At 69.6% G+C, this 26,134-nt stretch carries 19 protein-coding genes; 8 read left to right on the top strand and 11 right to left on the bottom strand.

Translation table 11 applies throughout. From position 1 onward, the window contains the following. Nucleotides 1-56 precede the first annotated feature (56 nt). Both BMY89_RS14045 and BMY89_RS14040 read right to left on the bottom strand, forming a co-directional pair. Nucleotides 57-2,906: a PQQ-dependent sugar dehydrogenase gene (locus tag BMY89_RS14045; RefSeq protein ID WP_092380243.1), complete on the bottom strand. Its 2,850-nt coding sequence runs from the start codon at nucleotides 2,904-2,906 to the stop codon at nucleotides 57-59. A 220-nt stretch (nucleotides 2,907-3,126) separates the two neighbouring features. Beyond that, a complete protein-coding gene (locus tag BMY89_RS14040) occupies nucleotides 3,127-6,678 on the bottom strand; it encodes a ThuA domain-containing protein (RefSeq protein ID WP_092380241.1) in 3,552 nt (1,183 codons plus the stop codon). A 510-nt stretch (nucleotides 6,679-7,188) separates the two neighbouring features. On the opposite strand from BMY89_RS14040, the gene BMY89_RS14035 reads away from it, so the two are divergent. The 6 genes from BMY89_RS14035 (at nucleotide 7,189) to BMY89_RS14010 (ending at nucleotide 15,181) form a co-directional block, all read left to right on the top strand. After that, on the top strand, nucleotides 7,189-8,700 hold the full coding sequence (locus tag BMY89_RS14035; RefSeq protein ID WP_092380240.1) for a sugar ABC transporter ATP-binding protein: 1,512 nt from the start codon (nucleotides 7,189-7,191) through the stop codon (nucleotides 8,698-8,700). Beyond that, nucleotides 8,697-9,671 carry an ABC transporter permease gene (locus BMY89_RS14030; RefSeq protein WP_092380238.1) on the top strand — a complete coding sequence of 325 codons (975 nt, stop codon included), beginning with the start codon at nucleotides 8,697-8,699 and terminating at the stop codon, nucleotides 9,669-9,671. The genes BMY89_RS14035 and BMY89_RS14030 overlap by 4 nt, the downstream gene beginning before the upstream one ends. A gap of 2 nt (nucleotides 9,672-9,673) precedes the next feature. Next, entirely contained in the window at nucleotides 9,674-10,657 is a 984-nt protein-coding gene (locus tag BMY89_RS14025) for an ABC transporter permease (RefSeq protein WP_092380237.1), read from the top strand. Nucleotides 10,658-10,667: 10 nt separating this feature from the next. After that, complete coding sequence (locus BMY89_RS14020; protein ID WP_232521308.1) at nucleotides 10,668-11,849, top strand: substrate-binding domain-containing protein; 1,182 nt, start codon at nucleotides 10,668-10,670, stop codon at nucleotides 11,847-11,849. A gap of 7 nt (nucleotides 11,850-11,856) precedes the next feature. Then, complete coding sequence (locus BMY89_RS14015; protein WP_092380235.1) at nucleotides 11,857-12,708, top strand: sugar phosphate isomerase/epimerase family protein; 852 nt, start codon at nucleotides 11,857-11,859, stop codon at nucleotides 12,706-12,708. 79 nt (nucleotides 12,709-12,787) lie between these two features. Then, a complete protein-coding gene (locus tag BMY89_RS14010; RefSeq protein WP_092380234.1) occupies nucleotides 12,788-15,181 on the top strand; it encodes an RICIN domain-containing protein in 2,394 nt (797 codons plus the stop codon). Between the two features lie 117 nt (nucleotides 15,182-15,298). On the opposite strand, the gene BMY89_RS14005 is transcribed toward BMY89_RS14010, so the two are convergent. Then, the gene (locus BMY89_RS14005) at nucleotides 15,299-15,889 is read right to left on the bottom strand and encodes a helix-turn-helix domain-containing protein (protein WP_198414001.1); all 591 of its coding nucleotides are present in this window, start codon (nucleotides 15,887-15,889) and stop codon (nucleotides 15,299-15,301) included. 142 nt (nucleotides 15,890-16,031) lie between these two features. On the opposite strand from BMY89_RS14005, the gene BMY89_RS14000 reads away from it, so the two are divergent. Then, complete coding sequence (locus tag BMY89_RS14000) at nucleotides 16,032-16,682, top strand: class I SAM-dependent methyltransferase (protein ID WP_092380231.1); 651 nt, start codon at nucleotides 16,032-16,034, stop codon at nucleotides 16,680-16,682. 10 nt (nucleotides 16,683-16,692) lie between these two features. Here BMY89_RS14000 and BMY89_RS13995 read toward each other — a convergent pair whose 3' ends face one another. The 5 genes from BMY89_RS13995 to BMY89_RS13975 all read right to left on the bottom strand — a co-directional run bounded on the left by BMY89_RS13995 (nucleotide 16,693) and on the right by BMY89_RS13975 (nucleotide 22,497). Then, nucleotides 16,693-17,535: a carbohydrate ABC transporter permease gene (locus BMY89_RS13995; RefSeq protein WP_092380229.1), complete on the bottom strand. Its 843-nt coding sequence runs from the start codon at nucleotides 17,533-17,535 to the stop codon at nucleotides 16,693-16,695. After that, nucleotides 17,525-18,490 (bottom strand): carbohydrate ABC transporter permease, encoded by a 966-nt coding sequence (locus BMY89_RS13990; RefSeq protein WP_092380228.1) that lies wholly within the window; start codon nucleotides 18,488-18,490, stop codon nucleotides 17,525-17,527. Before BMY89_RS13990 ends, BMY89_RS13995 begins: the two co-directional genes overlap by 11 nt. Before the next feature lie 10 nt (nucleotides 18,491-18,500). Next, nucleotides 18,501-19,772 carry an ABC transporter substrate-binding protein gene (locus BMY89_RS13985; protein WP_092380227.1) on the bottom strand — a complete coding sequence of 424 codons (1,272 nt, stop codon included), beginning with the start codon at nucleotides 19,770-19,772 and terminating at the stop codon, nucleotides 18,501-18,503. Between the two features lie 15 nt (nucleotides 19,773-19,787). Beyond that, on the bottom strand, nucleotides 19,788-21,413 hold the full coding sequence (locus BMY89_RS13980; RefSeq protein WP_092380225.1) for an FAD-dependent oxidoreductase: 1,626 nt from the start codon (nucleotides 21,411-21,413) through the stop codon (nucleotides 19,788-19,790). A 73-nt stretch (nucleotides 21,414-21,486) separates the two neighbouring features. Further along, on the bottom strand, nucleotides 21,487-22,497 hold the full coding sequence (locus tag BMY89_RS13975; RefSeq protein WP_232521304.1) for a LacI family DNA-binding transcriptional regulator: 1,011 nt from the start codon (nucleotides 22,495-22,497) through the stop codon (nucleotides 21,487-21,489). A 359-nt stretch (nucleotides 22,498-22,856) separates the two neighbouring features. On the opposite strand from BMY89_RS13975, the gene BMY89_RS13970 reads away from it, so the two are divergent. Continuing rightward, entirely contained in the window at nucleotides 22,857-23,876 is a 1,020-nt protein-coding gene (locus BMY89_RS13970) for a hypothetical protein (protein ID WP_198414000.1), read from the top strand. Nucleotides 23,877-23,924: 48 nt separating this feature from the next. Here the strand turns inward: BMY89_RS13970 and BMY89_RS13965 are convergent, their stop codons facing one another. From BMY89_RS13965 to BMY89_RS13955, 3 genes are all read right to left on the bottom strand, one after another. Beyond that, nucleotides 23,925-24,644: a VOC family protein gene (locus BMY89_RS13965; protein ID WP_092380224.1), complete on the bottom strand. Its 720-nt coding sequence runs from the start codon at nucleotides 24,642-24,644 to the stop codon at nucleotides 23,925-23,927. Nucleotides 24,645-24,649: 5 nt separating this feature from the next. Next, nucleotides 24,650-25,375, bottom strand: a complete 726-nt coding sequence (locus tag BMY89_RS13960; RefSeq protein WP_372433275.1) for a DUF2470 domain-containing protein — start codon at nucleotides 25,373-25,375, stop codon at nucleotides 24,650-24,652. Nucleotides 25,376-25,647: 272 nt separating this feature from the next. Further along, on the bottom strand, nucleotides 25,648-25,944 hold the full coding sequence (locus BMY89_RS13955) for a DUF1540 domain-containing protein (protein WP_092380222.1): 297 nt from the start codon (nucleotides 25,942-25,944) through the stop codon (nucleotides 25,648-25,650). Nucleotides 25,945-26,134 lie beyond the last annotated feature (190 nt).

Raw genomic sequence — 26,134 nt, 5'->3', positions numbered from 1 at the left:
AGGTGGTGGCCCCTGCCGCGCCTCGGACGTCGACAGGGGCCACCGTTGCTGACGGGTCAGGGCAGGGTCCACTTCTGGTTGGCGCCGCCGTTGCAGCTCCACAGGTGCACGATGGTGCCGTCGGCGGAGTTGTTGCCGGAGACGTCCAGGCACTTGGCGGTCTGCGGGTTGCGCAGCGAGCCGTCGGTCTGTGTCGACCAGTTCTGGTTGGGCCCGCCGTTGCAGGTCCACAACTGGATCTTGGTGCCGTCGGCCGAGGAGTTGCCGTTGATGTCCAGGCACTTGTTGAGGGCCTTGATGGTGCTGTTGGGGGTCACCGTCCACTGCTGGTTGGTGCCGCCGGTGCAGGTGGAGATCTGGATCTGGGTGCCGTCGGCGCTGGAGCCGTTCGACACGGTCAGGCACTTGCCGCCGAGCCCGAGGATCCGCCCCACCCCGGTCGGCGGCGGTGTCGTGGTACCGGTGTTGATGGTGAACGTGTCGACGTCGTAGAGGAAACCGGTGCCGCCGGCGAAGGTCAGGTAGAGCGTGGTGGTGCCGGCCGGCGCTCCGGTCAGGTTGCCGGTGACGGTGGTGAAGGTCTCCCAGCCACCGGTGTTCGGCACCGTCGCCGAGCCGAGCACGGTGCCGGTGGGGGAGCCGGCCCGCAGCTGGAGGGTGCCGCCGGAGCCGGCGGAGGAGACGCGGGCGGTGAACGAGGTGGCGTTGTCGAGCCGGTACGGTTCGAACGCGATCCAGTCGCCGTTCTCGATGTTGCCGACCGTGGTGCCGCCCTCGGCGGTGGCCTTGCCGAAGGTCGCGACGCCGGAGGAGGTCTTGTAGTGCTCCGCCTGCCGCTTGCGTGGCTGGAGGGTGTGCTGCTTGTGGGTGGTCAACCCGCCGTTGTCGGTGTACTCGGCGTCGAAGACGCCGAAGATGTTCGCCGCGTCGTCGTGTTCACCGTCGACCGGGATGGTGATCGAGCCGGAGCAGCCGTTCTTCGAGGTGATCGAGTGGCCGTGCTGGTCGTGGCCGAGCACGTAGGTCAGTTTGACCCGGGCGCAGTCGATCGCCGCGTCCTCCGGGTCGCTGACGGTGATGGTGTACGGCACCGTGTCGCCGTAGGAGAAGAGCGTGCCGTTGACCGGGCTGGTGATGGTCACCGTCGGGGCGGTGTTGCCGACGCCGATCTGCACGTTGGCGGTGCCGGTGGCGCCCTGCGGGTCCCGGACGGTGAGCGTGACGTTGTAGGTGCCGTTCGTGGCGTACGTCTTGCTCGGGTTCGCCGCGGTCGAGGTGGTGCCGTCGCCGAAGTTCCACGAGTGGGTCAGCGCCCCGCCCTCCGGGTCCGACGATCCGGCCGAGGAGAAGTTCACCGTCAGCGGGGCCTGGCCGGAGGTCTTGTCGGCGCTGGCCACGGCGGTCGGCGCGCGGTTGCCGGCGGGACCGACGTAGTCGAAGCGGTACAGCGCCGAGTTGGCGTCGCCGTTGTAGAAGCCGGTGCCGTAGTCGAGCACGTACAGCGCGCCGTCCGGACCGAAGGCCATGTCCATGACCTGCTTGCCGACCCAGGGAAAGTTGTCGATGGCGCCCCGGGATCCGTCGGCGTTGATCTGGATCGGCTTGATCCAGCCTCGGCCGAACTCCCCGGCGAAGAACTGCCCGTGCAGCGACTGCGGGAACTTGGTGGTGGAGGGGTTGTTCGGGTCGTACCGGTAGACCGGCCCGGCCATCGGTGACTCGGAGCCGCCGCCGAACTCCGACGGGCTGCCGGCGTCGCCCGCGTACCTGATCCAGGCCGGTTTCGCCCCGGGCAGGGTGGACAGGCCGGTGTTGCGGAACGAGTTGTTCGTCGGGCCGCCGGTGCAGTTGTACCTGGGGCCGGCGGAGTTGCTGCTGAAGTCCCACTCCGCGTAGGTCTCGCTGCTGGTGTTGGTGCCGGTGCAGTACGGCCAGCCGTAGAAGCCGGGCCCGGTGACCCGGTTGAACTCGACCTGCCCACTTGGTCCCCGGTTGCTGGTGACCCCGGCGTCCGGGCCGTAGTCACCGACGTAGACGACTCCGGTGGCCTTGTCGACGCTCATCCGGAACGGGTTGCGGAATCCCATCGCGTAGATCTCCGGACGGGTCCGCGCCGTGCCGGGGGCGAACATGTTGCCGGCCGGGATCGAGTACGTCCCGTTGGCGTTGACCTTGATCCGGAGGATCTTGCCGCGCAGGTCGTTGCTGTTGGCGGCGCTGCGCTGCGCGTCGTACGCCGGGTTGCGGTTGGTCCGTTCGTCGATCGGCGAGTACCCGGCCGACTCGAAGGGGTTGGTGTCGTCGCCGGTGGACAGGTAGAGGTTGCCCGCGGCGTCGAAGTCGATGTCCCCACCGGCGTGGCAACACTGGCCTCGGTCGGCCGCCACGTCGAGGATGGTCACCTCGCTGGTCCGGTTGAGGCTCCAGTCGGAGTTGAGGGTGAACCGCGAGAGCCGGTTGACGCCCTGCCAGGAGGACCAGTTGGTGCCGGTGCCCGGGGCGTCCCCGCCGGGTGTGCTCAGTGGCGGGGCGTAGTAGAGGTAGATGTGCCGGTTGGACGTGAAGTTCGGGTCCACCCCGACGCCTTGGAGCCCGTCCTCGTCGTGCGAGTAGACGGCGAGGGTGCCGATCACGGCGGTGTTGCCGGCCGCGTCGGTACGCCGCAGCGTGCCGTTGCGGGCGGTGTGCAGCACCGAGCGGTCGGGCAGCACCGCGAGGCTCATCGGCTCGCCCATCTCGGCGAGCCCCTTGGCCAGGGTGACCTGTTGGTAGTCCGCGGCGTTGATGACGGCCGCGGCGGGTGTGGGGCTGCCGGCGACGGCGATCGCACCGGCGGCAGCCACCATGAGCAGCGCGGAGCCGGCCGACGAGATCCGCCGGCCGAACGTCGTGTGGAGTACAGACATGGTGGTGTGTGTTCCTTCCTGACTGCTGGTGCCAGGCCGGCGAGGGTGCGCCGGGGTCGTGGCGGGGGTGCCGCGGTGGTGTGGGGTTGGTGGTTACCGGTGGCCTCCGACCGGCTGGTCGGCCGGTCGGAGGCCACCTGTCGATGGGCTTGCCGCGCCGCCGGGGCTCATCGACGAATCGGGCGTCTGCCCGCACCGCGGGTGGGGTAGACGCGGTGTGTCATGCCAGGGCGAACCGCCACTGCTGGTTGGTCGCCCCGTGGCAGTTCCACTGCAACAGCCGGGCGCCGTCGGTGGTGGCGGCGGTGTTGACGTCCAGGCAGAGCCCGCTGGGCACGCTCCGCACCGTGTACACCCCGGAGGTCCCGGTCGCCGTGGCGGTGAACTTCTGCTGGTTGCTGTTGTTGCAGGTGGCCTGCTGGAGGAAGGCTCCCGGCGTGCTGGAGCCGCCGATCACCTCCGCGCACTTGCCGCTGTGCACGGCCTTGAGGTACACGGCACCGCCGCCGGCGTCGACCGCCTGCCACTTCTGGTTGTTGCCACCGGTGGCCGCCCACTGGTGGATCTGTGCGCCGTCGGCGGTGGACACACCGCTGACGTCCATCAGCTTGTTGCTGTGTTGCGCGGTGATCGTCCACGTCCGGCCGGCGATACCGCTGCCGCCGGTGTCACCGACGCCCACTCCGGGGCCGCCGAAGGTGTGCGAGTCGAGGTCGAACCAGTTGTTGCCGCTGCCCTTGAAGACCAGGTACAGGGTGTGGGTACCGGCGAGGGCTGTGACGTTCACCGGCGGTGTGGACTGGTAGTTGTCCCAACCGCCGGTGCTCGGCACCGGCGTGGTGGCCAGCACCGTGCCGGTCGGCGAGCCGGCCCGCAGCTCGATCGATCCGCCGCCGGAGGGCGACGACAGCCGGTAGCTCACGGTGTTGATGCCGGACAGGCTCATCGGGGTGAAGGCGATCCAGTCGTTGTTGGAGATGTCCCCGACGCGCTTGCCGCTCTGGGCGCCGGCCTGGTCGATGATCCGGGTGCCGGACTGGCTGCTGTAGTACTCGGCCTGCTTGTGCTTGGGCTGGAGGATCACCTGGGCCCGGCCGGTGAGTGGGGCCGCGCCGCCCGCTCCACCGTTGTCGGTGTAGCGCGCGTTGAGCACGTAGAACAGGTTGGCGCCGTCCGGGTGCCCGCCGAGCAGGTCGGTGGGGATGGTCCCGGAGCAGCCGGCGTAGTCCGTGGTCTCGTGCGCGTGGTCGTCGTGCCCGAGGGCCGGGTTGAGGAAGACCTTGCTGCAGTCGATCGCTGCGCCGCCCGGGTCGGAGACGGTGATCTGGTACGAGACCCGGTCGCCGAAGGTGAGCATGCCACCGTTGGCCGGCGTGGTGATGGTGACCACCGGAGCGGTGTTGCCGACGGTGATCTGCACGTTGGCGAAGCCGGTCTTGCCCGAGCTGTCGGTGACCTTCAACTGCGCCGTGTAGTTGCCGTTGCTGGTGTAGACCTTCGACGGGTTGGCCGCCGTCGAGGTGGTGCCGTCGCCGAACGTCCACTGGTAGCTGATCGTGTCACCGGGGTCGGGATCCATCGATCCCGCGCTGGAGAACTGCACGGTCAGCGGGGCGTTGCCGCTGGTGGGGGTGCCGGTGGCCTTGGCGATCGGGGACCGGCCGCCCTGGACGTAGTCGATCCGGTACAGGCCCGAGTCGCTGTTGCCACCACCGAAGTTGGTGCCCCACTCCAGCAGGTAGAGCGAGCCGTCCGGGCCGAACTCGAGGTCCATCGGCTTGTTGAAGCTGCTGGTGGGCAGGAACGGGTTGGTGCGGGTGACCGCGGTGGCCGAGTCGAAGTGGACCTCCTTGATGTAGCTGCGCGACCACTCGTAGAAGAAGTGGACGCCGTCGTAGTAGGGCGGGAACTTCGTCGCGGACGGGTTCGCGGCGTCGTAGCGGTACACCGGCCCACCCATCGGTCCGGAGCCGCCGGATCCGAGTTCGGGGAAGGTCTGCGAGTTGCCGTAGCCGTACCACATGTTGGGCGCGACGACCGGCCGGAGGTTGGTCAGGCCGGTGTTGTTCGGCGAGTTGTTGACCGGCGCGGCGCAGTTGAACTTGGCACCGACCACGCCGGTGTCCGGGTTGTACGGCGCGTACGGCTGGTTGTCGCCATGGCAGAACGGCCAGCCGTAGTTGCCCGGCGCCTTGATCACGTTGAGTTCGACGAGACCCTCAGGGCCCCGGTTGGTGGTCGGTGGGTTCCGGTCCGGTCCGTAGTCGGCCAGGTAGACCCAGCCGTTGGCCGGGTCGATCGAGAAGCGGAACGGGTTGCGGAAGCCCATCGCGTAGATCTCCGGCCGGGTCTGCGCCGTACCCTGCGGGTAGAGGTTGCCCGACGGGATGGTGTAGCCGCCGCTGGCGGAGGGCCGGACGCGCAGCAGCTTTCCGCGTAGGTCGTTGGTGTTGCCGGCGGTACGCGCCGCGTCGAGCATGTGTTTGCCCGAGCGCCAGTCCAGCGGGGCGTAGCCCTGCCAGTTGGGGTCGAGGTTCGGTGCCACGTCGTCGCCGGTGCCGATGTAGAGGTTGCCGTCCGGCCCGAAGTCGATGTACCCACCGGTGTGGCCGGGCTCGGGGTACGTCCGGTCCCGGTACGCCGGGATGTCGATGATGGTGACCCCGCTGGACATGTTCAACGTGTCACCGGTGAGGGTGTAGCGGGAGACCCGGTTGACGTCGGTCGAGCTGCTGGCCGGTGAGTGGTACAGGTAGACGTACCCGTTGCTGGCGAAGTTCGGGTCGAGCGCCAGCCCGGTGAGCCCGTCCTCACCTCCGGTGTAGACGCTCAGCGTGCCGGCGGTGACCGTGCTGCTGGTGCTCGGCTTGAAGATCTTGACCTGGCCGCCACGCTGGACGTAGAGCACCCGGCCGTCGGGTGCCACGGCCAGCGCCATCGGGTCGACGGTATTGCTGTCGAGGGTCCGCTTCTCGAAGTTGCCCCAGACGGTGCCGCCACAGTCGCCCGGCTGGTTGCCGGCGGCCCACTTCACCCCGCCGAGGACGTGATTGCGGAAGTGGGTCTCGCTGTAGGACGCGATCGCGTGACCCATAGCGGTGGCCCAGACCCGACCGCCGCCGGTGTTACGGCACCAAGAGATCGGGTGGTCGGGGCCCATCGCCCGGGAGCCCGGGTTGTACGTGCGCTCGTCGGCGGTCACCAGGACGTGTACCTCGCCGCGCGGGTTCTTGTCGAAGTTGTACCACTCCTCGCTGCGGTTCCAGCGGTCCGGCAGGCTGGCCGTCGACGGGTGTTTCCGGTCCGCGACGATGGCGGTGCCGGGCAGCACACCGGGTGAGTGCTCTGGCATGTGAGCGCCGGCGTTCACGGTCTGGTCCCACCAGGGGTACTCGGCCTCGATGCCCATGTCCGTGGCGTTGTGGATGGCGACGATGCCCTTCCCGCTGGCCAGGAAGCCCTCCACGGCCTGGCGTTGGGCCGCCGAGGTCCACACCATGCCCGAGGTCTGGAACATGATGAGGACGTCGAAGGTGGCGAGGTTGGCCGGGGTGAAGACGGCGGAGTCCTCGCTGTGCACCAGCTCGAAGTTGTCGCTCACCGCCTGCTGTTGAAACATCGAGATCCCCGCGGGGATCGAGTCGTGCCGGTAGCCGGTGGTCTTGGTGAACAGCAGGGCCCGGAAGGCCGGAGCCGCCGATGCCGGATGGACGAGCGCGAGCGCGAGTAGCAGACCCGCGATCACTCCGATGAGCATTGTGTTGCGACGCATGCCGTCTCCTAGTCAGGGCGGAGCAACGGGGGTGTGCGGCCACGGGCCAGTCGCGTCTCGCGACACGCAGGCACGAGTGTCAGGTCGGTCGTCGTGCCGTCCGCCGCAACGGCAGTCAGCGCCGCAGGAAGTCACACAGCGTGATCTGGCGCTGTGCCCGTCCCGTGGTCGGCAGGGGTCATGGGATGAACTGAACACCGATGCCCGTCGATGTTCTCGCTCACATCATCTGGTGCCGCAGGCGTGAGCGTCCCCTGTCTCGCTCCTCGCCCGGCGGCGCTGCCGATCGAGAAGCCGAGGTTGAAGTCGCTGTACGCCGAGGGATTGCGAACCAATACCCGAACATCTATGTTCATACGTGTGATGTTTCGTTCGTGTCAAGCGAAAGTTTGGGCACGAGAACATCAAGTACGCCGATCGGGAGTGAAAGCTTGCCGGCTTGCCGGTCAGAAGATGGCTCGGGTGCCCAGTGCTACCCAGCCGACGACTACTAGATGTAAGGACTCCTGCATGTCAGATCCGCGGCCGGCGCCGCTGCTCGCCCTGCGGGGCATCGGCAAGTCCTTCCTCGGGGTGCGAGTCCTCGACGGTGTCGACCTCGATGTCGCGCCGGGCGAGATCCACGCCGTCGTCGGTGAGAACGGGGCGGGGAAGTCCACCCTCATGAAGATCGTTTCGGGTGGATACCACCCGGACGAGGGCACCGTGGAGCTTGGCGGCGAGCCGCGCGCGTTCCGCAGTCCACGCGACGCGCAGCGGGCCGGCATCGGCATCATCCACCAGGAGTTCAACCTGTTGCCGGAGCGCACCGTCGCGGAGAACGTCTACCTGGGACACGAGCCGGTACGCCGCGGGCTGGTCGACCGGCGGGAGATGCTCAGCCGCACCCGGCAACTGCTTGTCTCGATCGGGGAGACCGAGTTGCCGGCCGATGCCCGGGTTGGACGGCTCGGCGTCGCCCAGCAGCAGGTCGTCGAGATAGCCAAGGCGCTCGCCCTGGACGCACAGCTGCTCATCATGGACGAGCCGACCGCGTCGCTGGCCGACCACGAGGTCGAGCTGCTCTACGGGCTGGTCCGTCGGCTCCAGGATCGGGGCATCGGTCTGCTGTACGTCTCGCACCGGCTCACCGAGGTCTTCGATCTGTCCAGCCGGATCACGGTTCTCAAGGACGGGCGTCGGGTGACCACCGTACCCACGGCGGGCACCACCGCCGACGAACTGGTGCGCCACATGGTCGGTCGGGAGCTGTCCAGCTACTACCCGGACCGGGCCCGCGCCGACGACCTCGGTCCGGTCCGGCTCACCGTCCGCGCCGGGGGCAACGGGAAACTGCACGGCGTCGACCTGGAGCTGCGGGCAGGCGAGGTGCTCGGTGTCGGTGGGCTGCAGGGCGCCGGCCGGTCGGCGCTGGCCCGGGCGCTTTTCGGGGTGTCCCCGTTCACGACCGGCGAGGTCAGGCTCGACGCCACACCGATCCGGCTGCGCTCGCCGCGCGCCGCGATGCGGGCCGGCATCGCCTACGTCACCGAGGACCGCAAGGGCGAAGGCATCGTCGGCCGGCAGTCGGTGCTCGACAACGCGCTGCTCGCCAGCCGCGCGGTCTTCGCCGCTCGGTCCGGCCGCGCCGCCCGGACCGTCCGGATCCGTGAGCTGCTCGCCGCCGTGGAGGTCCGCGCCGCGGGCGACGACCAGGAGATCCGCTTCCTGTCCGGCGGCAACCAGCAGAAGGTCGTACTGGCCCGATGGCTCGCGCTCAACCCGCTGATCCTGCTCTTCGACGAGCCGACCCGGGGCATCGACGTGGGTGCCAAGTCGGCCATCCACGACCTCGTCCGCCGCCTGGCCCGAGACGGGGCGGCCGTGCTGATGATCTCGTCGGACCTGCCGGAACTGCTGGGAATGAGTGACCGGATCGTCGTCATGCGCGACGGTCGCATCGCGGGGGAGTTGCCCGGCGGCGCCACCGAGGAGCAGGTCGTGGCCCTGGCGGTCGGCACCGCGCGGGAGGCGGTCGCGTGAACGCCCGGTCGCTGCTGCCGGCCCGGCGGCCCGTACCGGGCGTGTTCGTGGCCCTGGCCCTCACCCTCGCGATCGGCGGCACGGTCGTCATGATCGACGGCGGTCAGCTGTTCAACCAGCCGACGACCGTGAGCCTGCTGCACGTCGCCGCCGGACTGGGGCTCGTCGCCGTCGGCCAGACCCTGGTCATCCTCGGTGGCTCGCTCGACCTCTCCGTGGCGTACGTGATCAGCTTGAGCACGCTCGTGGCGGCCGAGACGATGAACGGCAGCGACGGCGCGCTGCTGCCGGCGATCGGCCTGGCGCTCACCGTCAGCGCCGGCGTGGGGCTGCTCAACGGGCTGCTCGTCACCAAGCTGCGAATCAACGCCTTCATCGCGACCCTCGGCGTCGGGCTGCTGCTCAAGGGGTACCTCGACAGCGGCTACGACGGTCCCTCCGGCACCACCGCACCCGCGCTGGTGCAGAGCCTCGGGTACCAGCGCGTCGGTCCGATACCGCTGTCCTTCCTGTTGCTGGTCGCCGTCACCGGAGCGGCCTGGTTCGCGCTCTCGCGGACCCGCTTCGGCCACCACCTGGTGGCCGTCGGCGGCGACCCGGAGGTCGCCCGACTCTCCGGTGTCCGAAACGACCGGGTGCTTGTCACCGCGCACGTGCTGTGCGCGCTCTGCGCCGGGCTCGCCGGCATCTACCTCGCCAGCAGGCTCGGCTCCGGCGCGCCCCGGGTGGGCACCGAGGGCCTCTACGACCTGGAGTCGATCGCCGCGGTGGTGATCGGTGGGACCGCCCTGGCCGGCGGGCGCGGCGGCGTCATCGGCACGGTCGGCGGCGTGCTGCTGCTGGCCAGCATCGACGCCATCTTCAACCAGCTCGAAGTGGACGCCTTCTTCAAACAGGTGATCAGGGGCGCCATCATCATCGCCGCGGTCGCCATCTACGCACGCCGGGCGATGCGAAAGGCGGCGTCCTGACCATGCAGACCGTCCAGCGTCGTCCGCTGTCACCACGGCTGTGGCGGGTACGCCCCGGGGGTGTCCTGCCGATTCTCGCGATTCTCGCGGTGCTGCTGGTCCTCGTGGCGGTCCGGCAGCCCAGCTTCCTGGCCCCGCCGTCGCTGATGTCGTTCCTCGGCCGCTCGGCGCCGATCATCCTGCTCGCCGCCGGCCAGTACTTCGTGATCGTCTCCGGCGAGTTCGACCTGTCCGTCGGTTCACTGGTCACCGCCCAGGTCGTCGTCGCCGCCCGGCTGATCGACAACGATCCGTCCCGGACCTGGCCGGTAGTGCTGGTGCTGCTCGTCGGCGGCGCACTCGTCGGGCTGGTCAACGGTCTGATCACGACGCGACTGCGGGTGCCGTCGTTCATCACCACCCTCGGCATGTACCTGATCCTCGTCGGTGCGGTGTACCTCTGGTCCAACGGTGCTCCGAAGGGCGGGCTTCCCGAGCAGTTCCGTCAGTTCGGCCGACGGGCGTTCGAGGACGTGCCGTTGCTCGGCCGACTCCCGTACGCCCTGGTCGTGCTGTTGCTACTCGCGGCGGGGGCCGTGCTGCTGATGCGATCGGACTTCGGCCGGACCCTGGTCGCCGCGGGCGACAATCCGCGCACCGCCGAGTTGAGCGGGGTACGGGTCTGGCGGGTCCGGACGATCGCCTTCGTCCTCAGCGGAGTCGCGGCGGCGGTGGCGGCGATCCTCCTGGGTGGCTACAGCGGGGTGTCGTTCCAGGCCGGTGCCGGCCTGGAGTTCGGGGCGATCACCGCGGTCGTGCTCGGCGGTGTCGCGCTGGGCGGGGGACGCGGCTCGGTCGTCGGCGCGATGCTCGGTGCGCTGACCCTCGAACTCCTGTTCGCCCTCATGAATTTCTACGGCGTCCCCGGCGCCCTCAGGTCAACCGTCCAGGGCGCGATCATCCTGCTCGCCGTGGCGGTCTCCGCAACACGATCTTCTTCGAGATAGGGGAACCATAGTGCGACGTCCACTGGCGGCGCTGGCCGCCATCACCCTGCTCTCCCTTGCCGGCTGTGCCACCGACGAGCCGGCCGCGAACCCTTCGGGCGGTGCTCCCGCCTCCGGATCAGGCACCGGGGAACAGTCGAAGTTCTTCGTGCAGGCGGAGTACGACGCCGAACTCGCACTGCTCGACGCCGCCCCCACCGGGCCGGCCGACAAGCCGTGGGAGCAGGTGCTCAACCCGACGATGGTGGACACGACGAAGTTCAAGAAGGCCGGACCGTACAAGATCTGCTTCTCCAACGCGGCGCTGAACAACCCGTGGCGGCAGGTGGGGTTCAAGACCATGCAGGCCGAGGTCGAGGCGCAGCTGAGTCGGATCAAGGAGTTCGTGCACGTCGACGCCGAAGGCAAGGACCAGAAGCAGATCGCGGACATCAACGACCTGCTCGGCAAGGACTGCGACGCGCTCATCGTCTCGCCGAACACCACCGCCACGCTCACCCCGGCCGTCGAGGCGGCCTGCCAGGCGGGTCTACCGGTCGTGGTCTTCGACCGTGGGGTGAACACCAGGTGCCCGGTGACGTTCATCAACCCGATCGGCGGCTACGGCTTCGGCCACGTCGGTGCCGAGTTCGTCAGCCAGCGGATGCAGCCCGGCGGCAAGGTGCTCGCCCTGCGGATCCTGCCCGGTGTCGACGTCCTGGAGACCCGCTGGTCCGCGGCGAAGGTCGCCTTCGACAAGGCGCAGGTCGACGTCGTCGGGGTCGAGTTCACCGACGGCGACCCGGCCAAGACCAAGAAGATCGTCGACGACTACCTCCAACGGCACGGCACCATCGACGGCGTCTGGATGGACGCCGGGGCAGTCGCCGTCGCCGCGGTCGAGGCGTTCCAGGACGCGGGTAAGCCGGTGCCGCCGATGAACGGCGAGGACCAGCTCGACTTCCTGAAGATCTGGAAGGACAACGACCTCACCGCGATCGCGCCGACCTACCCGACCTACCAGTGGCGTACGCCGATCATCGCCGCGCTGCGAATCCTCGACGGTCAGCAGGTGTCCAACCCCTGGAAGCTGCCACAGCCGACGATCACCCGGGAGAACCTGGACAGCTACCTCGACCCGAGCATGCCGCCGCTGCACTACGCGATGTGCGGCTGCGCCGACCTGCCCGGGTATCCGCAGCGCTGGAGGTAGGAAGTCCGTGTACACCATCGGCGTCAACCCCTGGGTGTGGACCTCGCCGGTCGACGACGAGGCGCTGGCCGAGCTGATCCCGCGGATCGCCCGGTTCGGCTTCGACGCGGTCGAGCTGCCGATCGAGCAACCCGGTGACTGGGACCCGGTCCGCACCCGGGAGCTGCTGGCCGCGCACGGTCTGGTCGCGGCCGGCGTCTGCGCGGTCACCCCGCCGGGGCGTGATCTCGTGGCCGCCGCCCCGGCGGTCGTCGAGGCGACCGTGGCGTACCTCAGGGGCTGTGTGGACAGTGCGGCGACCGTCGGCGCGCCCTGCGTCGGCGGCCCCGTCTACGCGTCGGTGGGCCGGACCTGGCGCATGTCGGGGCCGGCCCGGGCGGCCTGTTACGCGGACTTCCGCCGGGCGCTCGCGCCGGTCGCCGACCACGCCGGCGAACGGGGGGTGAGCATCGGCGTGGAGGCGCTCAACCGGTACGAGACGAGCGTCGTCAACACCATCGCGCAGACCATCGAGCTGATCGACGGCCTGCCGTCGACCGTCGGCATCATGGTCGACACCTATCACCTCAACATCGAGGAGGCCGACCCGTACGCGGCGCTCGCCGCCGCCGGCCCGTACCTCAAGCACGTCCAGGTCAGCGGTACCGATCGGGGTGCTCCCGGCGCGGACCACTTCGACTGGCCCCGGTTCTTCACGGCACTTCGCGCGACCGGCTACCGGGGCGCGGTCTGCATCGAGTCGTTCACCGGCGAGAACGAGACCATCGCCACCGCCGCCTCCATCTGGCGTCCGCTCGCCCCGTCACAGGACCGGCTCGCCCTGGACGGCCTGACCTATCTCCGCAGGATCCTCCGCTGACAGCCGAGCGTCAGACCCGGCCAGCACAGGCACACCCCGGCACACCACTACCACCCCACCCAGGTAAGGAGACCGTCCCGTGTCCGTACCGTCATCCTCCGCTGCCCGAAAGCGGGTGACGGCCGCAGCCGCGGCGGCGGTGGTGGCCACCGTGGCCACCATGACCGCCGTCGCCGCCTCGGCCACCCCCGCGTTCGCGGCCACCACCACCCTCTACGCCTCGCCGTCGGGCAGCGGAACCAGCTGCTCCGCCGCCCAGCCGTGCTCGCTGACCGCCGCGCAGGCCGCGGTGCGTTCCCGCACCGCCTCGATGTCCGGCGACATCGTCGTCGAGCTGGCTGGCGGGGTGTACCGGCTCTCGTCACCGCTGCGGCTGACCGCCGCCGATTCCGGCACCAACGGCTACCGCGTGGTGTGGCAGGCGGCCCCGTCGGCGCGTCCCGTGCTCAGCGGCGCCCGAGCGGTCACCGGCTGGTCCCTCGTCGACGCCGGGCGGAACATCTGGCGGGCCAACGTCGGTGCCGGGCTCGACAGCCGGCAGCTCTACGTCGACGGCGCCATCGCCACCCGGGCGCGCACCCAGGTGAACCGGGCCGACTTCACCGCGGACAGCACCGGCATGAGGTTCACCAGCAGCGCGTTGAGCTACCTGAACAACCTGGCGAACAAGAACCGGGTGCAGATGGAGAGCGTCAACTCGTTCACCGACCGGTACGTGTCGGTGCAGAACATCAGCGGCAACCTGATCACCATGCAGCAGCCGGGTTGGAGCAACAACAACTTCGGCTACGACACCTTCACCAGCCCACACCGGGCCGGACCGCTCTACCTGACCAACGCGTACGAGTTCCTGGACGCGCCGGGCGAGTGGTACCTCGACCCGGCCAGCGGCGCGCTGTCCTACATCCCGCTGGCCGGGCAGAACATGAACTCCGTCAGCGTGGAGTTGCCCACGTTGCAGTCCCTGGTCAGCGTCGGCGGCAGCTACGACGCGCCCGCGCACCACATCTCGTTCAGTGGCGTCACGTTCACCGGCACGAGTTGGCTCGGCGCCAGCAGCAACCAGGGCTACGTGGACCAGCAGACCGGTTCCTACATCGCCGGCAACTGGAGCTGGCCGAGCTTCACCTCCTGCCACAACGGCTGTCCACAGTTCGAGGCGACCCGCCCGAACTGGCTGCAGATGCCCGCCGCCGTGCAGGTCTCCGCCGCCAACGACATCACCTTCAGCGGCTCGGCGTTCGTCAACCTCGGGCAGACGGCGCTGGGCATCGGCAACGACGCCAACGCCCACCTCAGCGGCGTCGGTCTCGGCACCCGCAACATCACCGTCGAACGGTCGGAGTTCGCCCGCAACTCGGCCGGCGGCATCCTGGTCGGTGGCGTACGCGCCGACGCCCACCACCCCAGCGATCAGCGTATGGTCAACCGGGACGTCACCATCAGCAACAACCGGCTGCACGACCTCGGGGTGGAGTACCGGGGCATCGTCTCGGTCCTGACCACCTACGTCACCAACGCCACCATCTCGTACAACGAGGTCTACAACATGCCGTACACCGGCATGTCGATCGGGTACGGCTGGGGCGCCAACGACGCCGGCGGCAGCGAGCACTACGCCGGCCGTGGTCTGTACAACTACCAGCCGCGGTACACGACCGCGACCACCGCGTCGAACAACCGGCTGATCGGCAACTACGTGCACGACGTCATGCAGCAGATGAACGACGGCGGCTGCATCTACACCCTGTCGGCGAACCCGGGCGGGTTGATCAGCGACAACTACTGCCTGCGGACCAACGGCTACTTCGGGGTCTACTTCGACGAGGGCTCCCGCTACTTCACCGCCCGCAACAACGTCTTCTCCTCGACCGGCACCTGGGCCACCGCCAACTACTGGTACGCCGAGAACATGGGCAACTTCACCGTCACCAACAACTGGTCGACCAACGGCAGCACCAACGTCACCAACGGCGACCGGGGCAACGTCGTCTCCGGCAACGTCACGGTGACCAACGGCAACTGGCCCTCGGGCGCCCAGGCCGTGATGGCGGCGGCCGGGCCGCAGAGCGGCAATGGTCAGCAGAACGTGCAGTTGGTCGGTGCCCAGTCCGGGCGTTGCCTGGAGATCGGCGGATCCAGCACAACCAACGGCACTCAGGCCCAGATCTGGGACTGCCACGGCGGGACGAACCAACGGTGGACGTACACCGCGAGCAGACAACTGATGGTGTACGGCAACAAGTGCCTGGACGCCTCCGGGCAGGGCACCGCCAACGGCACCCTGGCGATCATCTGGGACTGTAACGGCCAGGCCAACCAGCAGTGGAACGTCAACGCCAACGGCACCATCACCGGCGCGCAGTCCGGGCTGTGCCTCGACGTCAGCGGCTACGGCACCGCCAACGGTTCGAAGGTGCACCTCTGGGCCTGCCACGGCGGCACCAACCAGCAGTGGAACCCGCGTAGCTGACACACCACGGGTGGGTGGGGCCGTGCCGAGCCGGGCACGGCCCCACCCGTCGGGAAGATATCCATCCCCGCGCGGGGGCGTCGGGGTGTCCGCACGGCTGTCGCCGGATTCTGCCGGTCACACTCCGGCCGAAGGGTCGCTGGACTGCGCGTGCGCCCGCTCGCCGTCCTGGTCGAAGATGGTGAGGATCTCGACCGGCCCGTTCAGTGCGCCGATGGAATGCGGGATCATGGTGGAGAACTCGGCCGCGTTTCCCGCGCCGACCGGTATCTGCCGCGCACCGAGGTGCAGCAACGCGCTGCCGCTGAGCACGAAGAACCATTCCCGCCCGGGGTGCACGCTCAGGTGGCCAGGGCCGGTGCGTCGTTCGGGGGTGATGCGCATCTTGGCCACCAGGTTGCCCCCACGCTGCGCCGGCTCGCGCGAGAGCACCCAGGTGGCCAGGCCGGGTTCCTGGTGTCGCATCGGTCGGATGATCACGTCGGCGTCGTCGACGGGCTCGACGAGCTGATCGATCGTGGTGTCCAGCGCCCGGGCGAGGACGACCAGCTGATCGAGGTCGATGCGGCGGTGGCCGGTCTCGATCCGGCTCAGCGTGGAGGGGCTGAGGTGGCATCGAGCGGCAAGCGAGTCGAGGCTCCACCCGCGCGCCTGCCGTAGTCCGCGGATCCGTTGCCGGACCACCTCAGAAAGATCAACCTCCGACACGTCCTCATGCTATGTGGCGCGCTGCCTGACCGGTGGCGGTCGGGGCCGGGACCCGACGCGCGGTTTGATGGGCGGAACGGCCAGATCTTGCGGAAACCGCATGGCACCTTTCGATCCGCGAAAGGCTCCGTACCGTCGAGGCATGAGCAACAAGTCGCACGCGGACCATCCCGCGTTCAGCCCGCAATGGTGGGATCACCATTACCAGGGCCACCCGGCGGCACACGATGCGCCAAGTCCTCAACTGGTCGCCGAGGTGACGGATCTTGCCGCCGGGACGGCGCTCGACGCGGGCTGCGGACGCGGGACGGACGCGGTCTGGCTCGCCCGGAGGGGGTGGCAGGTAACGGCGATCGACGTCTCGCCGACGGCCGTGCGCGCCGCCGAGGAGTTCGCGGCGCGCCAGGCGCCCGAGGTCGCGCCGCGCATCTCCTGGACGGTGGCGGACCTGACGGTCTGGGAGCCCGCGCAGCAGTACGACCTGGTGGTCAGCCAGTACGTCCACCCCGACATGCCCTTCGGTCAGTTCGTTGCCCGGCTGGCCCGGGCCGTCGCCCCCGGCGGAGCACTCCTGGTGGTCGGCCACGATCATGCTGACCACCACTCGGCGGCCCACGCTCCCCAGCGGGCCTCGATCGACCTCGACACCGTCACCGCCGCCCTGACCGACGCGATGTGGGAGGTGCGCGTGGCGGAATCCCGAACCCGTCTTCTCGCGCCCGGTGCCAGCCGGACGAGCTTCCACGACGTGGTGGTCCGGGCCCACCGCAGCGAGCCGGGACAGCCCGGCTGACCACCGACGCTCAGCCCTTCAGGCCGGTGTGGGCCAGCCCCTCGATGAACTGCCGCTGCGCGATCACGAAGATCACCAGGATCGGGATGGCGGTCATCGACGCCGCCGAGAGCTGAACGTCCCACATCGGCCCGCCGTACGCGTCGACGAACTGGGTCAGCGCCTGCGGCAGGGTGAACTTCTCCGGTGAGGAGAGGAAGACGATCGGCTCCAGGTACAGGTTCCAACTGTGCAGGAAGGTGAAGATCGCCACCGCGCCGAGCGCCGGCCGGGCCAGGGGTAACGCGATCCGCCAGAAGGTGGCGAAGCGACCCAGCCCGTCGACCCGGGCCGCCTCCTCCAACTCGCCGGGGAGGGTGATGAAGAACTGTCGCATGATGAAGGTGGCCAGCACGCTCGGTGCGCCGAGGATCGGCACCAGGATCAGCGGCCAGTGGGTGTCCACCATGCCCCACGAGTTGAACATCCGGAACAGCGGCACGATGGTCACCTCGCTCGGGATGAGCAGCCCGACCAGCACCACCACGAACAGCACCTGCTGTCCCCGGAAACGGATCCGGGCGAAGGCGTACCCGGCGAGCGAGGAGACCGCCAGGGTGCCGACGGTGACCACGGCCGCGATGTACCCGCTGTTGAAGTACTGCTGCGCGAACGGCTGCAGCTCGAAGACCCGCCGGTACGCGGAGAGGCTGGCGTCGGTCGGGATCAGCGACGGCGGAAAGGCGAAGATCTCGTTGATCGGCTTCACCGACGAGGTGACCATCCACCAGGTGGGGAAGACGAACGGGACGGCCAGCAGGCAGAGCGCGCCGTACAGCGCGACCTTTGCCCGCGCGGGGAGCCTACTGTTCATGGAAGACCCACCTCCTGCGCATCCGCCACTGCACGACGGTGAGCACCAGCACGATCAGGAAGAGCAGCACGGACAGGGTGGCCCCGTATCCGAACTGGTGGAACTGGAACGCCCGTTGGTACAGGTAGTAGACGAGCACCGTGGTCGAGGTGCCCGGGCCGCCCTGGGTGAGCACGGCGATCTGGGCGAACACCTGCAACGACCCGACCACGGTGATGATCGAGGTGAGCAGGATGGTCGGGCTGATCAGCGGGACGGTGATCCGCCGGAACCGGGTCCAGGCGTTCGCTCCCTCGACCCGGGCCGCCTCGTACAACTCGGCGGGAACGCCCTGGAGGGCGGCCAGGAACAGCACCATGTTCAGGCCGACGTTCTTGACCACCTGCACCACGATCACCGACAGCAGAGCCGTCCAGTCGCCGCGCAGCCAGTTCGGCCCGTCCACGCCGACGGCGCCGAGCGTCCCGTTGACGCCGCCGTTGTCCTGGAGCAGGAAACCCCAGACGATCGTCCAGGCGACCAGCGAGACGACCACCGGGGAGAAGAACAGCGTCCGGAACACGATGGTGCCGCGCAGCCGCTGGTTGAGCAGCACCGCGAGCAGCAGGGCCAGGCTGAGGTTGAACACCACCAGGCCGACCGAGAACAGCCCGGTGACCCGCAGCACCGAGGGCAGGTTCGGGTCCTGCGCCATGCTCCGGTAGTTGTCCGTGCCGATGAACTCGAAGGTGCCGGCGAGCACGTTCCACTCGTGCAGGCTGTACCAGAACACCAGTCCGAGGGGGATCAGCACGAACAGCACCGAGCCGACGAGCTGTGGGGCGACGAAGAGCAGACCGGCGAGCTGGTCACGGCGGCGGGTCGTCCACCAGCCGCGCCGCCGCGCTGCGGCGGCCCCCGCAGGGGCGGACCGGCCACCGGCCCGCCCCTGCGCGTCCCTGGTCAGGACCGACATCGAACGTCGCCTACTTCGCCAGCAGCGGGTTGATCGAGGAGCAGACGCCGTCGAGCACGCCGCGGACGTCGGCGTTCGGCTGCCACAGCGGGTCCAGCCCAGCCCGGACCGCCTGGTTCAGCTCGGCCTGGCCGGTGTGGCTGGGCTTCACCACGCCGTCGGCGATCCCGTCGATCACCACCTGCTGCAACTGCTCGGGGCTCAGCAGCGGGTTGGTCTTGGCGAGAGTCTCGGCGGTGAGCAGCGAGGTACGCGGCGGCGGGAAGAACTGGGCCAGCTTCGCCGAGTTGGTGGGGTTGGTCAGGTACGCCAGGAAGTCGGCGGCGGTCTCGGCGTTGCGGCCCTGCTTGAGCACGCCCATGCCGCCCTGCCCGATCACCGCGTACTCGCCCTTCGGGCCGGCCGGCAGCGGCACCAGATCCCAGTCGAACTTCTGGTCGGTCAGCAGGGAGGCGCGGGAGATCTGGGTGATGGTCATGCCGGCCTCGCCAGCGAAGAAGTCGGCGGTGGTGCCCGGCCCGGGCAGCGCCTTGTCGACGAAGATCCCCCGGTGCAGTGCGGTCATCGCCTCGACCATTTCCGGCGAGTTGAAGCCGCAGGTCTTCCCGTCCTCACTCCACGCCTGCGCGCCCCAGCCGGTCCACACGGTGGAGAGGAAGTCCCAGCCCTTGTAGTCGAAGTCGCGTACCACCAGGCCGGCCTTGCCGGTCTTGGCCTGCACCGTCGACGCGGCGGCCAGCGCGTTCTGCCAGCTCCACCGGCCGGCGGCGATCAACTCGGCCGGGCTCTCGGTGTCGGCTGCGCTCAGCAGGTCGGTGTTGACGAACACCCCGAACGGCGAGGTGGAGAAGGGGTACGCGTACAGCTCGCCGTCGGCCTGCCACAGCTTCGTGGCGGCCGGAGCCAGCTCGTCGTAGGCGTACCCCTCGGTGTTCTTGAGGGTGTCGGTGAGCGGCACCAGCGCGCCGGAGCTGACGAAGTCGGGTGCCGAGTTCTCCAGCACCCAGGCCAGGTCGGGCGGGTTGCCGCCGGCGATCTGGGTGGTCAGCGTGGTGGTGTAGTTCTCGAACGGGATCGGGTCGAAGGTGATCCCGGCGACGTCCGGGTTGGCCGCGGTGTACTCGGCGGCGATCTCGTTGAACAGCTTCAGGTGTGCCTCGTTCGCCGACCAGGTGGTCATCCGCAGGGTGACCGGGCCGTCGGACTCGGCGGAGTCGCCGCCGCAGGCGGTCAGGCCGAGCAGCGCGGTGAGCGCGACGGCGGCCGTCAACCGGATCTTCATGGAGTATGTCCTTCCTCAGTAGCCGGCGATGTCGGGCCAGCGCAGCTCGACGCCTTCGTCGGCGAGGCGGTTCTGGAAGTCGGCCAGCAGGCCGGGTGTGTAGCGCACCGCGCGGGGGGTGACCCGCCGGGCCAGGCAGAAGTCCGCGAGCAGGCCGGCGACCTCGCCGACGTTCCACTCCACGGGGTGCAGGCGGTAGGAGCCGTTGGTGATGTGCGTGGTGCCGATGTTCTTGCCGGCGGGCAGCAGGTTCTCCACCCGCCGGGGGATCAGAGCGCCGAGCGGGATCTCGAACGGGCAGGAGGCCACGTCGATGTAGTTGTCGCCGCCGGTGGAGGGGTGCAGGTCGATGCGGTACATGCCGACGCCGACCGAGTCGGCGTAGGTGACCGCGCCCTTGTCGCCCCGGATCTGAAGCGACAGGTCCTGCTCGACCACCGTGTACTCGGCGCGGATGCGGCGTGACTCGCGGATGTATGGTGCCTGGGCCAGGCCGCTGTGCGTGACGTCCCCGCCGGTCGCGGCGGTGCCGTTGCCGGTGACGTCGCCGCGCAGCCGCAGCCCGGGAAAGCCGGTGCCGCCGTCGGTGCGGGGCGCCTCGGTCTGCAGCCAGTACAGCACCGACAGGGACAGTTCCCGGGCCGCCGCGATGCCCGCGTCCGGATCGGGTACGTCGATCACCGGCTGCTCGAAGTAGTCGATCATCGGCCAGTTGACCAGGCAGATGTCGCTGTCGTACGCGCCGGGCGTGAAGTTGCGCCGGGCGGCGATCCGCCGGAACGTCCACAGGTTGCCGTCGCCGGGGTTGACCCGCTGGTCGGCCTGGACCAGCCACGGGTCGTCGTCCGGGTTCGGGGTGAAGCTGCGTTCGGAGATCTCCAGGGTGCGTGGGTTGGGGGAGCGGAACGACAGCATCCGGTCGCCCCAGAACGGCGGCCGGTACGCCCGCCAGAAGTCGTACGCCGCCGGCTTGTCGATGGTGTGGTTCCCGTCGACGTGGTCGACCGCGAAGCACACCGACGCGGCCTGCATGTTGGCCGGTTGTGCCTGCTCCGGCGCGCTCGGCTCACCGGTCTCGGCCCGGGACTCGAAGCCGGTGACGTACTCGGTGCCGGTCAGCGGCAGCAGTTCGCCGGTCTCGGTGGCGTCCAGGACGTACGGCGCGCTCAGGTGCACCCGTTCACCGGTGTGTCGGTGTGCCACGGTGACTCCGGTGACCCGGTCGCCGTCGGTGTCGGCGGCCACCGGCCGGTACGGCTGGAGCACCCGCAGCCGCCCGGAACCCCGGTACGCCGCCAGCATGTCCTCCAGCACCGCCACCGCGACCCGGGGCTCGTGGCAGAGCCGGCTGACGTGCCCGGCCCCCGGGTTGAGTGCGGTGGCGCGCCGGGCCCGCTCGGTGAGCGGGTACCAGCTCCGGTAGTAGTCCCGGATGCGGTCGCGCAGCGACCGGTAGCTGGCGGTGACTCCGAAGTGCTCCACCCAGGAGTGCTCGTCCGGCGGCACCGCCTGACTGGTGAGCTGTCCGCCGAGCCAGACGTACTCCTCGGTCAGCAGCACCGTGCGGCCGGCCCGCAGCGCGGCCAGGGCGGCGGCCACGCCACCGAGCCCACCACCGACGATCAGTACTTCGGCCTGCATCTCCGGCACGGTCCGTCCTTTCAGGGGTTGGTCGGGGCCGCCGGGCGGGGAGCGCGGCGACCGGGGATGGTGGTCAGTGGCGGGGCGGTGCGAGGGTGCCGCCGTCGACCGGCTGGCACGGCAGCAGCCGCTGGGTCACCGTGTGGGGCACCGCGGCGAGTAGCCCGGTGAGCACCTCGACGGCCTGCCACCCCATCTCCCGGCGGGGGATCCGGAACCCGGTGAACTCAAGGTCGCTGGTCGCCGGCCGGGTCGGGTCACCCAGGGCCAGGATGGACAGGTCGGCGGGCACGGTCAGGCCGCGGTCCCGGGCGATGCCGGCGAGGGCGACCCCGTCGGCGTACTCCTCGGCCACCACGGCGGTGACCTCGGCGGCGAGCAGCGCGTCGAGCACGTCGGCGGGGGAGCGGTCGGTGGGTTCGTGCCGGGTCGGCAGCCCGGCCGCGTCGAGGGTGCTCCGGTAGCCGGCGAACCGGTCGGCGTGCGACTCCGGTCCGGCTCCCTGGCCGAGGTACGCCAGCCTGGTGTGTCCGGCATCGAGGGCCCGGCGGACCACGGCGGCGGTGGCGGCGGAGTAGTCCGCGCCGACGTACGGCACCGGCCCGCCGGCGTCGTCGCGTCGGCCGACCGACACGAACGGGTGTCCCTCGGCGACCAGCCGGCCCAACTCGTCCTGGTCCAGCGAGCGGCCGAGCAGGACGCAGCCGTCGGCCAGCCGCAGCCGGTTGTCGTCGTGGAAGATTCGCCGCCGGCCGTCGGTGACCGGGGCGCTGGTCAGCAGCAGCAGGTCACAACCGAGCCGTTCGGCGGACTCTTCGATGCCGACCAGGAACGGGTGGTAGAAGTCGCCGGTGCCGACGGGGAAGACCGGCTCGTAGGTGAACACGCCGAGGATCCGGTTGTGTCGGGCGGCCAGCCGCCGGGCCACCGGGTCGGCCACGTACCCGGTGGCCCGGATCGCGTGCAGCACCCGTTCCCGGGTCTCCGGGGCGATCCGGACGCCGCCGTCGTCGCGGCCGTTGAGCACCAGGGAGACGGTCGCCTGGCTGACGCCGGTCATCCGGGCGATGTCCTGCTGGGTCACCCGCCTACGCGATCCGGTCACTTTCCGTGTCCATTCGTTTCTGCGCTAATACGCATTAGCTACGTTGGTGTGAAATCCTGCGACCCCCGACGGCCTGGCGTCAACCCCCGTCGACGGAAAACTTCTCCGGCGGACGGCCGTGATAATTCGTATTAGCGCCTTGACGCTCGTCCGCTTCCGGCAGCAGACTCATCGACCACGAGGCACACTCCCTCGTGGAGTGCGATCTCACAGACGGTCACTGACGGTCGTGGGTTGCCGTCGGCGTCCCGCCGTCCACCCGCTCCGCCACCGTCGCGCCACCATCCCGCTGCGCCGCCATCCGTCACCGACGAGCGTCCCCGAAGATCGGAGACCCCATGGACGACCGACTTCTGCCCCGACCTGCCGCGCTGAGCCGCCGTAGCCTGCTGCGCGGCGCGACCCTGATCGGCACCGCCGCGGCGGCCGGCACCGCGCTCGGCGGTACCGTGGCCGCCGGTCCCGCCCTCGCCGGTCCGGCCGGCTTCCCCAGCTACCGGTACGTCCGCGACGCGTTCGCCGGGCCGTTGGCCTACAACCCCACCGGCGAGATGATCTTTCCGTGCGTACGCGGGGTCTATGACAAGATCTCCGGCGCCCGCGGGCGGTACTACCTGTACTACGCCCCGCACGACGCGCCCGGCGGCGTCTGCCTGGCCTACGCCGACCGGCTTGAGGGCCCTTACACCGAGCACCCGGGCAACCCGATCGTCGACCGGGTGCTGCCCACCACCACGGTCAGCCACGTCTCCTCGCCGCACGTGGTCTGGAACGCCGCGAGCAGGGAGTTCTTCCTCTACTTCCACGGGGAGAACTTCACCACCCGGGTGGCCCGCTCCCGCGACGGCATCACCTTCACCAACGAGACGCCGATCCTGAGCACCCGCCTGGTGCCGAACACCACCGAGACCTCGTACGCCCGGGTCTTCGAGCACCAGGTGGCCGGCAGGGGCAACAAGTACGTCATGCTCTTCATGGGCGCGCACACCATCGGCCCGGGCACCCGCAAGATCTTCTGGGGCTGGTCGCCGAACGGCTGGGACCAGTGGCAGTTCGCTCCGAACCCGCTGATCTCGCCGGCCGGTGACGGGTTGACCGACATCTCCAGCCCGCACCTGCTCAAGCGCAACGGCACCAGCTACGTGGCGTACCACGGCAACGACGGTCGGATCCGGCTCACCGAGGTCGGCAACAACTTCGACCGGGAGGTGCACCTCGGGGTGTTCCACGCCCCGATCGCCTCGGATAACGGTCGGGTGGCCGCGCCGGCCTTCGGCACCGACGGGGGAGTGTCGTACATGGTCTACGAGGCCGGTCCCCGACTCGACGCCCGCATCTGCATCGCCCGCGCCGTCTGACCGGCGCGGGAATCCGGTCAGGGATGCCGCGGACCGGGGCTGGTCGCGCTATCGAGGGGTCGACACACAGAACTCGTGGCCGTCGGGATCAGCCAGCACCACCCAGTCGACCTCGCCCTGGCCGATGTCGAGTCGAGTCGCCCCGAGGGAGACGAGCCGGTCGACCTCCGCTTGCTGATCACCGTGGGGAGGTGGAGCGAGGTCGAAGTGCAGCCGGTTCTTTCCGGTCTTCGGTATGAAGGGCGGACCGCCCCACGTGATCTTCGGGCCGCCGTGCGGCGAGCGGATGGCGGTCTCCTGGTCCTGGTCCCAGACCAACGGCCAGCCCAGCGCCTCGCTCCAGAAGTACCCGACCTGCTGCGAACCGTCGCAGGCGAGCGCTCCGATGAATCCGCAGTCAGCGAGGAAGTTGTTGCCCGGCTCGATGACACAGAACTCGTTGCCTTCGGGGTCGGCGAGCACCACGTGATCATCCTCGGGGCGCTGGCCGATGTCGATGTGCCGGGCACCGAGCCCGAGCGACCTCGCCACCGTCTGCCGCTGGTCGTCGAGGGACGTGCTGGTGAGGTCGAAGTGCATCTGGTTCTGGCCGACCTTGCGCTGCCGGGTCGGCAGGAATCGGATCCGGAAGCCGGTGTCGTCGTTCGGCAGGAGCGCGACGCCGGCGGGGTCGTCGGCAATCTCCCAGCCCAGGACGCCGGCCCAGAAGTGCGCGAGACGACCCGGGTCGTTCGCGTCGAAGCAGAGCGCGACGAGGTGAGAAGTCATGAGGTCTAGCGCGGTCGGGCGCAGCCGGGGATCCCGTGTCGGGCGGCCTCGGCGAGGAGCGCCCGAAGTTCGTCGGCGAGGCCGGCGCCCGCGGTGACTCGACGGGCGAACGGCAGCCGGAGGTCGGTGTGTCGGTCCGGCGCCTCGGTGCGGAGCACGATGCCGTCGGCGTCGAGGGCGATCGGCACGACCCGCGCCGTACCGGTGGTCAACGCCGGGTCGACCAGCGTCGCGAGCTGGTCGAGGACGTCGCTGTGCTGCTGCGCGAGGCGTTGCAGGTGTACGGCCTCGTCGGCGGCGAGCGGATCCGGGCGTGCGGCGCGGTAGGCGCTGATGTCGACCGTGGTCTCGCCGCCGTCACGGGTGAGGCCCAGCTCGACCGGTTCGATCACCCACAGCGCGACGGGCGGCAGGTCGAGCAGGGACAGCAGGGTGTCGCCGTCGCACGACTCCAGGCTGGCCGGGTCGAATCGGCGGGCAGTACCCAGCACCCGCACTCTGGCCCGGACCCGGGATCGTACGGCGACCGGGATGAGTTGCGTCACGTCGAGCCGTACCGCACCCGGTCGACCGCGCACGGCGACCAGCAGGCCGCCGGCCCGGCTCATCGCGTCGACCGCGAGGACCACGGTGCCGTCGGGCAGGAGGACGTGCGATTCGATGAGGTCGACGGCGACGTCGCCGAGCCGCAGCCGCAGGGAGGTGGCGGTGGACAGGACAGAGCGTGCCATTACGGCGCCTGGGCCGGTCGCCGCGATGTCCCCGTCCGCCGCTGACGCGCTGGCGTCTGCGGCGGACGGGACGCCCGTCAGCTCCGCCGGCCCGGCTGGGTGAAACGCCATCTCGATCCCCTCGGCCATGAAGTGGAGGTGGTGTGGCCTAGGGATCTGACCTTAATAGGCAAGGCTTACCTTGCCAAGGCGGGGTCCGGTCGTGTGCCGCCTCCGTCACCGTGTCGGCGCCTCGACGGTGCCGTCATCCGGTGCGCGGGCGCGGGCGAGGGTCAGGCCGGCTGGTAGGTGAGGCAGTCGCTGACGGTGGCGCCTGGGCCGACGGTGATGGACTCGGCCTTGCAGGCGAGGTTGGTGTTGTAGACGCACTCGGAGCGCGCGCAGGCACCCACGGCGCCGGTCACCTCCGCGATCCCGCCCTGCACCGAGGACTCCACGAACGTCGCGCAGGACGCGGCATCACCGGCCGAAGCCACGGTGATCGCCGGAGCGTGACAGCCGCTGTCGTTGAAGCTGCACGCGGTGGCGGCGCACTCGCGTACCGGGGGCGACTGCAGCAGAGTTTTCATGGTGTCTCCCAACTGTTGACGCCGACGGAGCAGTGGAACGCATCGGCTCGGTGTGCTCGTATGTCGGTCGTTATTTGCCGCTCGGGTGGCAAGGTAAACCCCGCCACCGCTTGGTGTCGTGCAATTCGCGTCCGAATATCACTCTAACAGCGGAACGCCGCGCGCGCTGCGCTCGACGCCATTCACGTCA

The organism is Micromonospora phaseoli, from assembly GCF_900109115.1.
In the GTDB taxonomy this organism is placed as follows: Bacteria; Actinomycetota; Actinomycetes; order Mycobacteriales; family Micromonosporaceae; genus Micromonospora; species Micromonospora phaseoli.
This window is presented reverse-complemented; position numbering and strand designations above follow the sequence as displayed.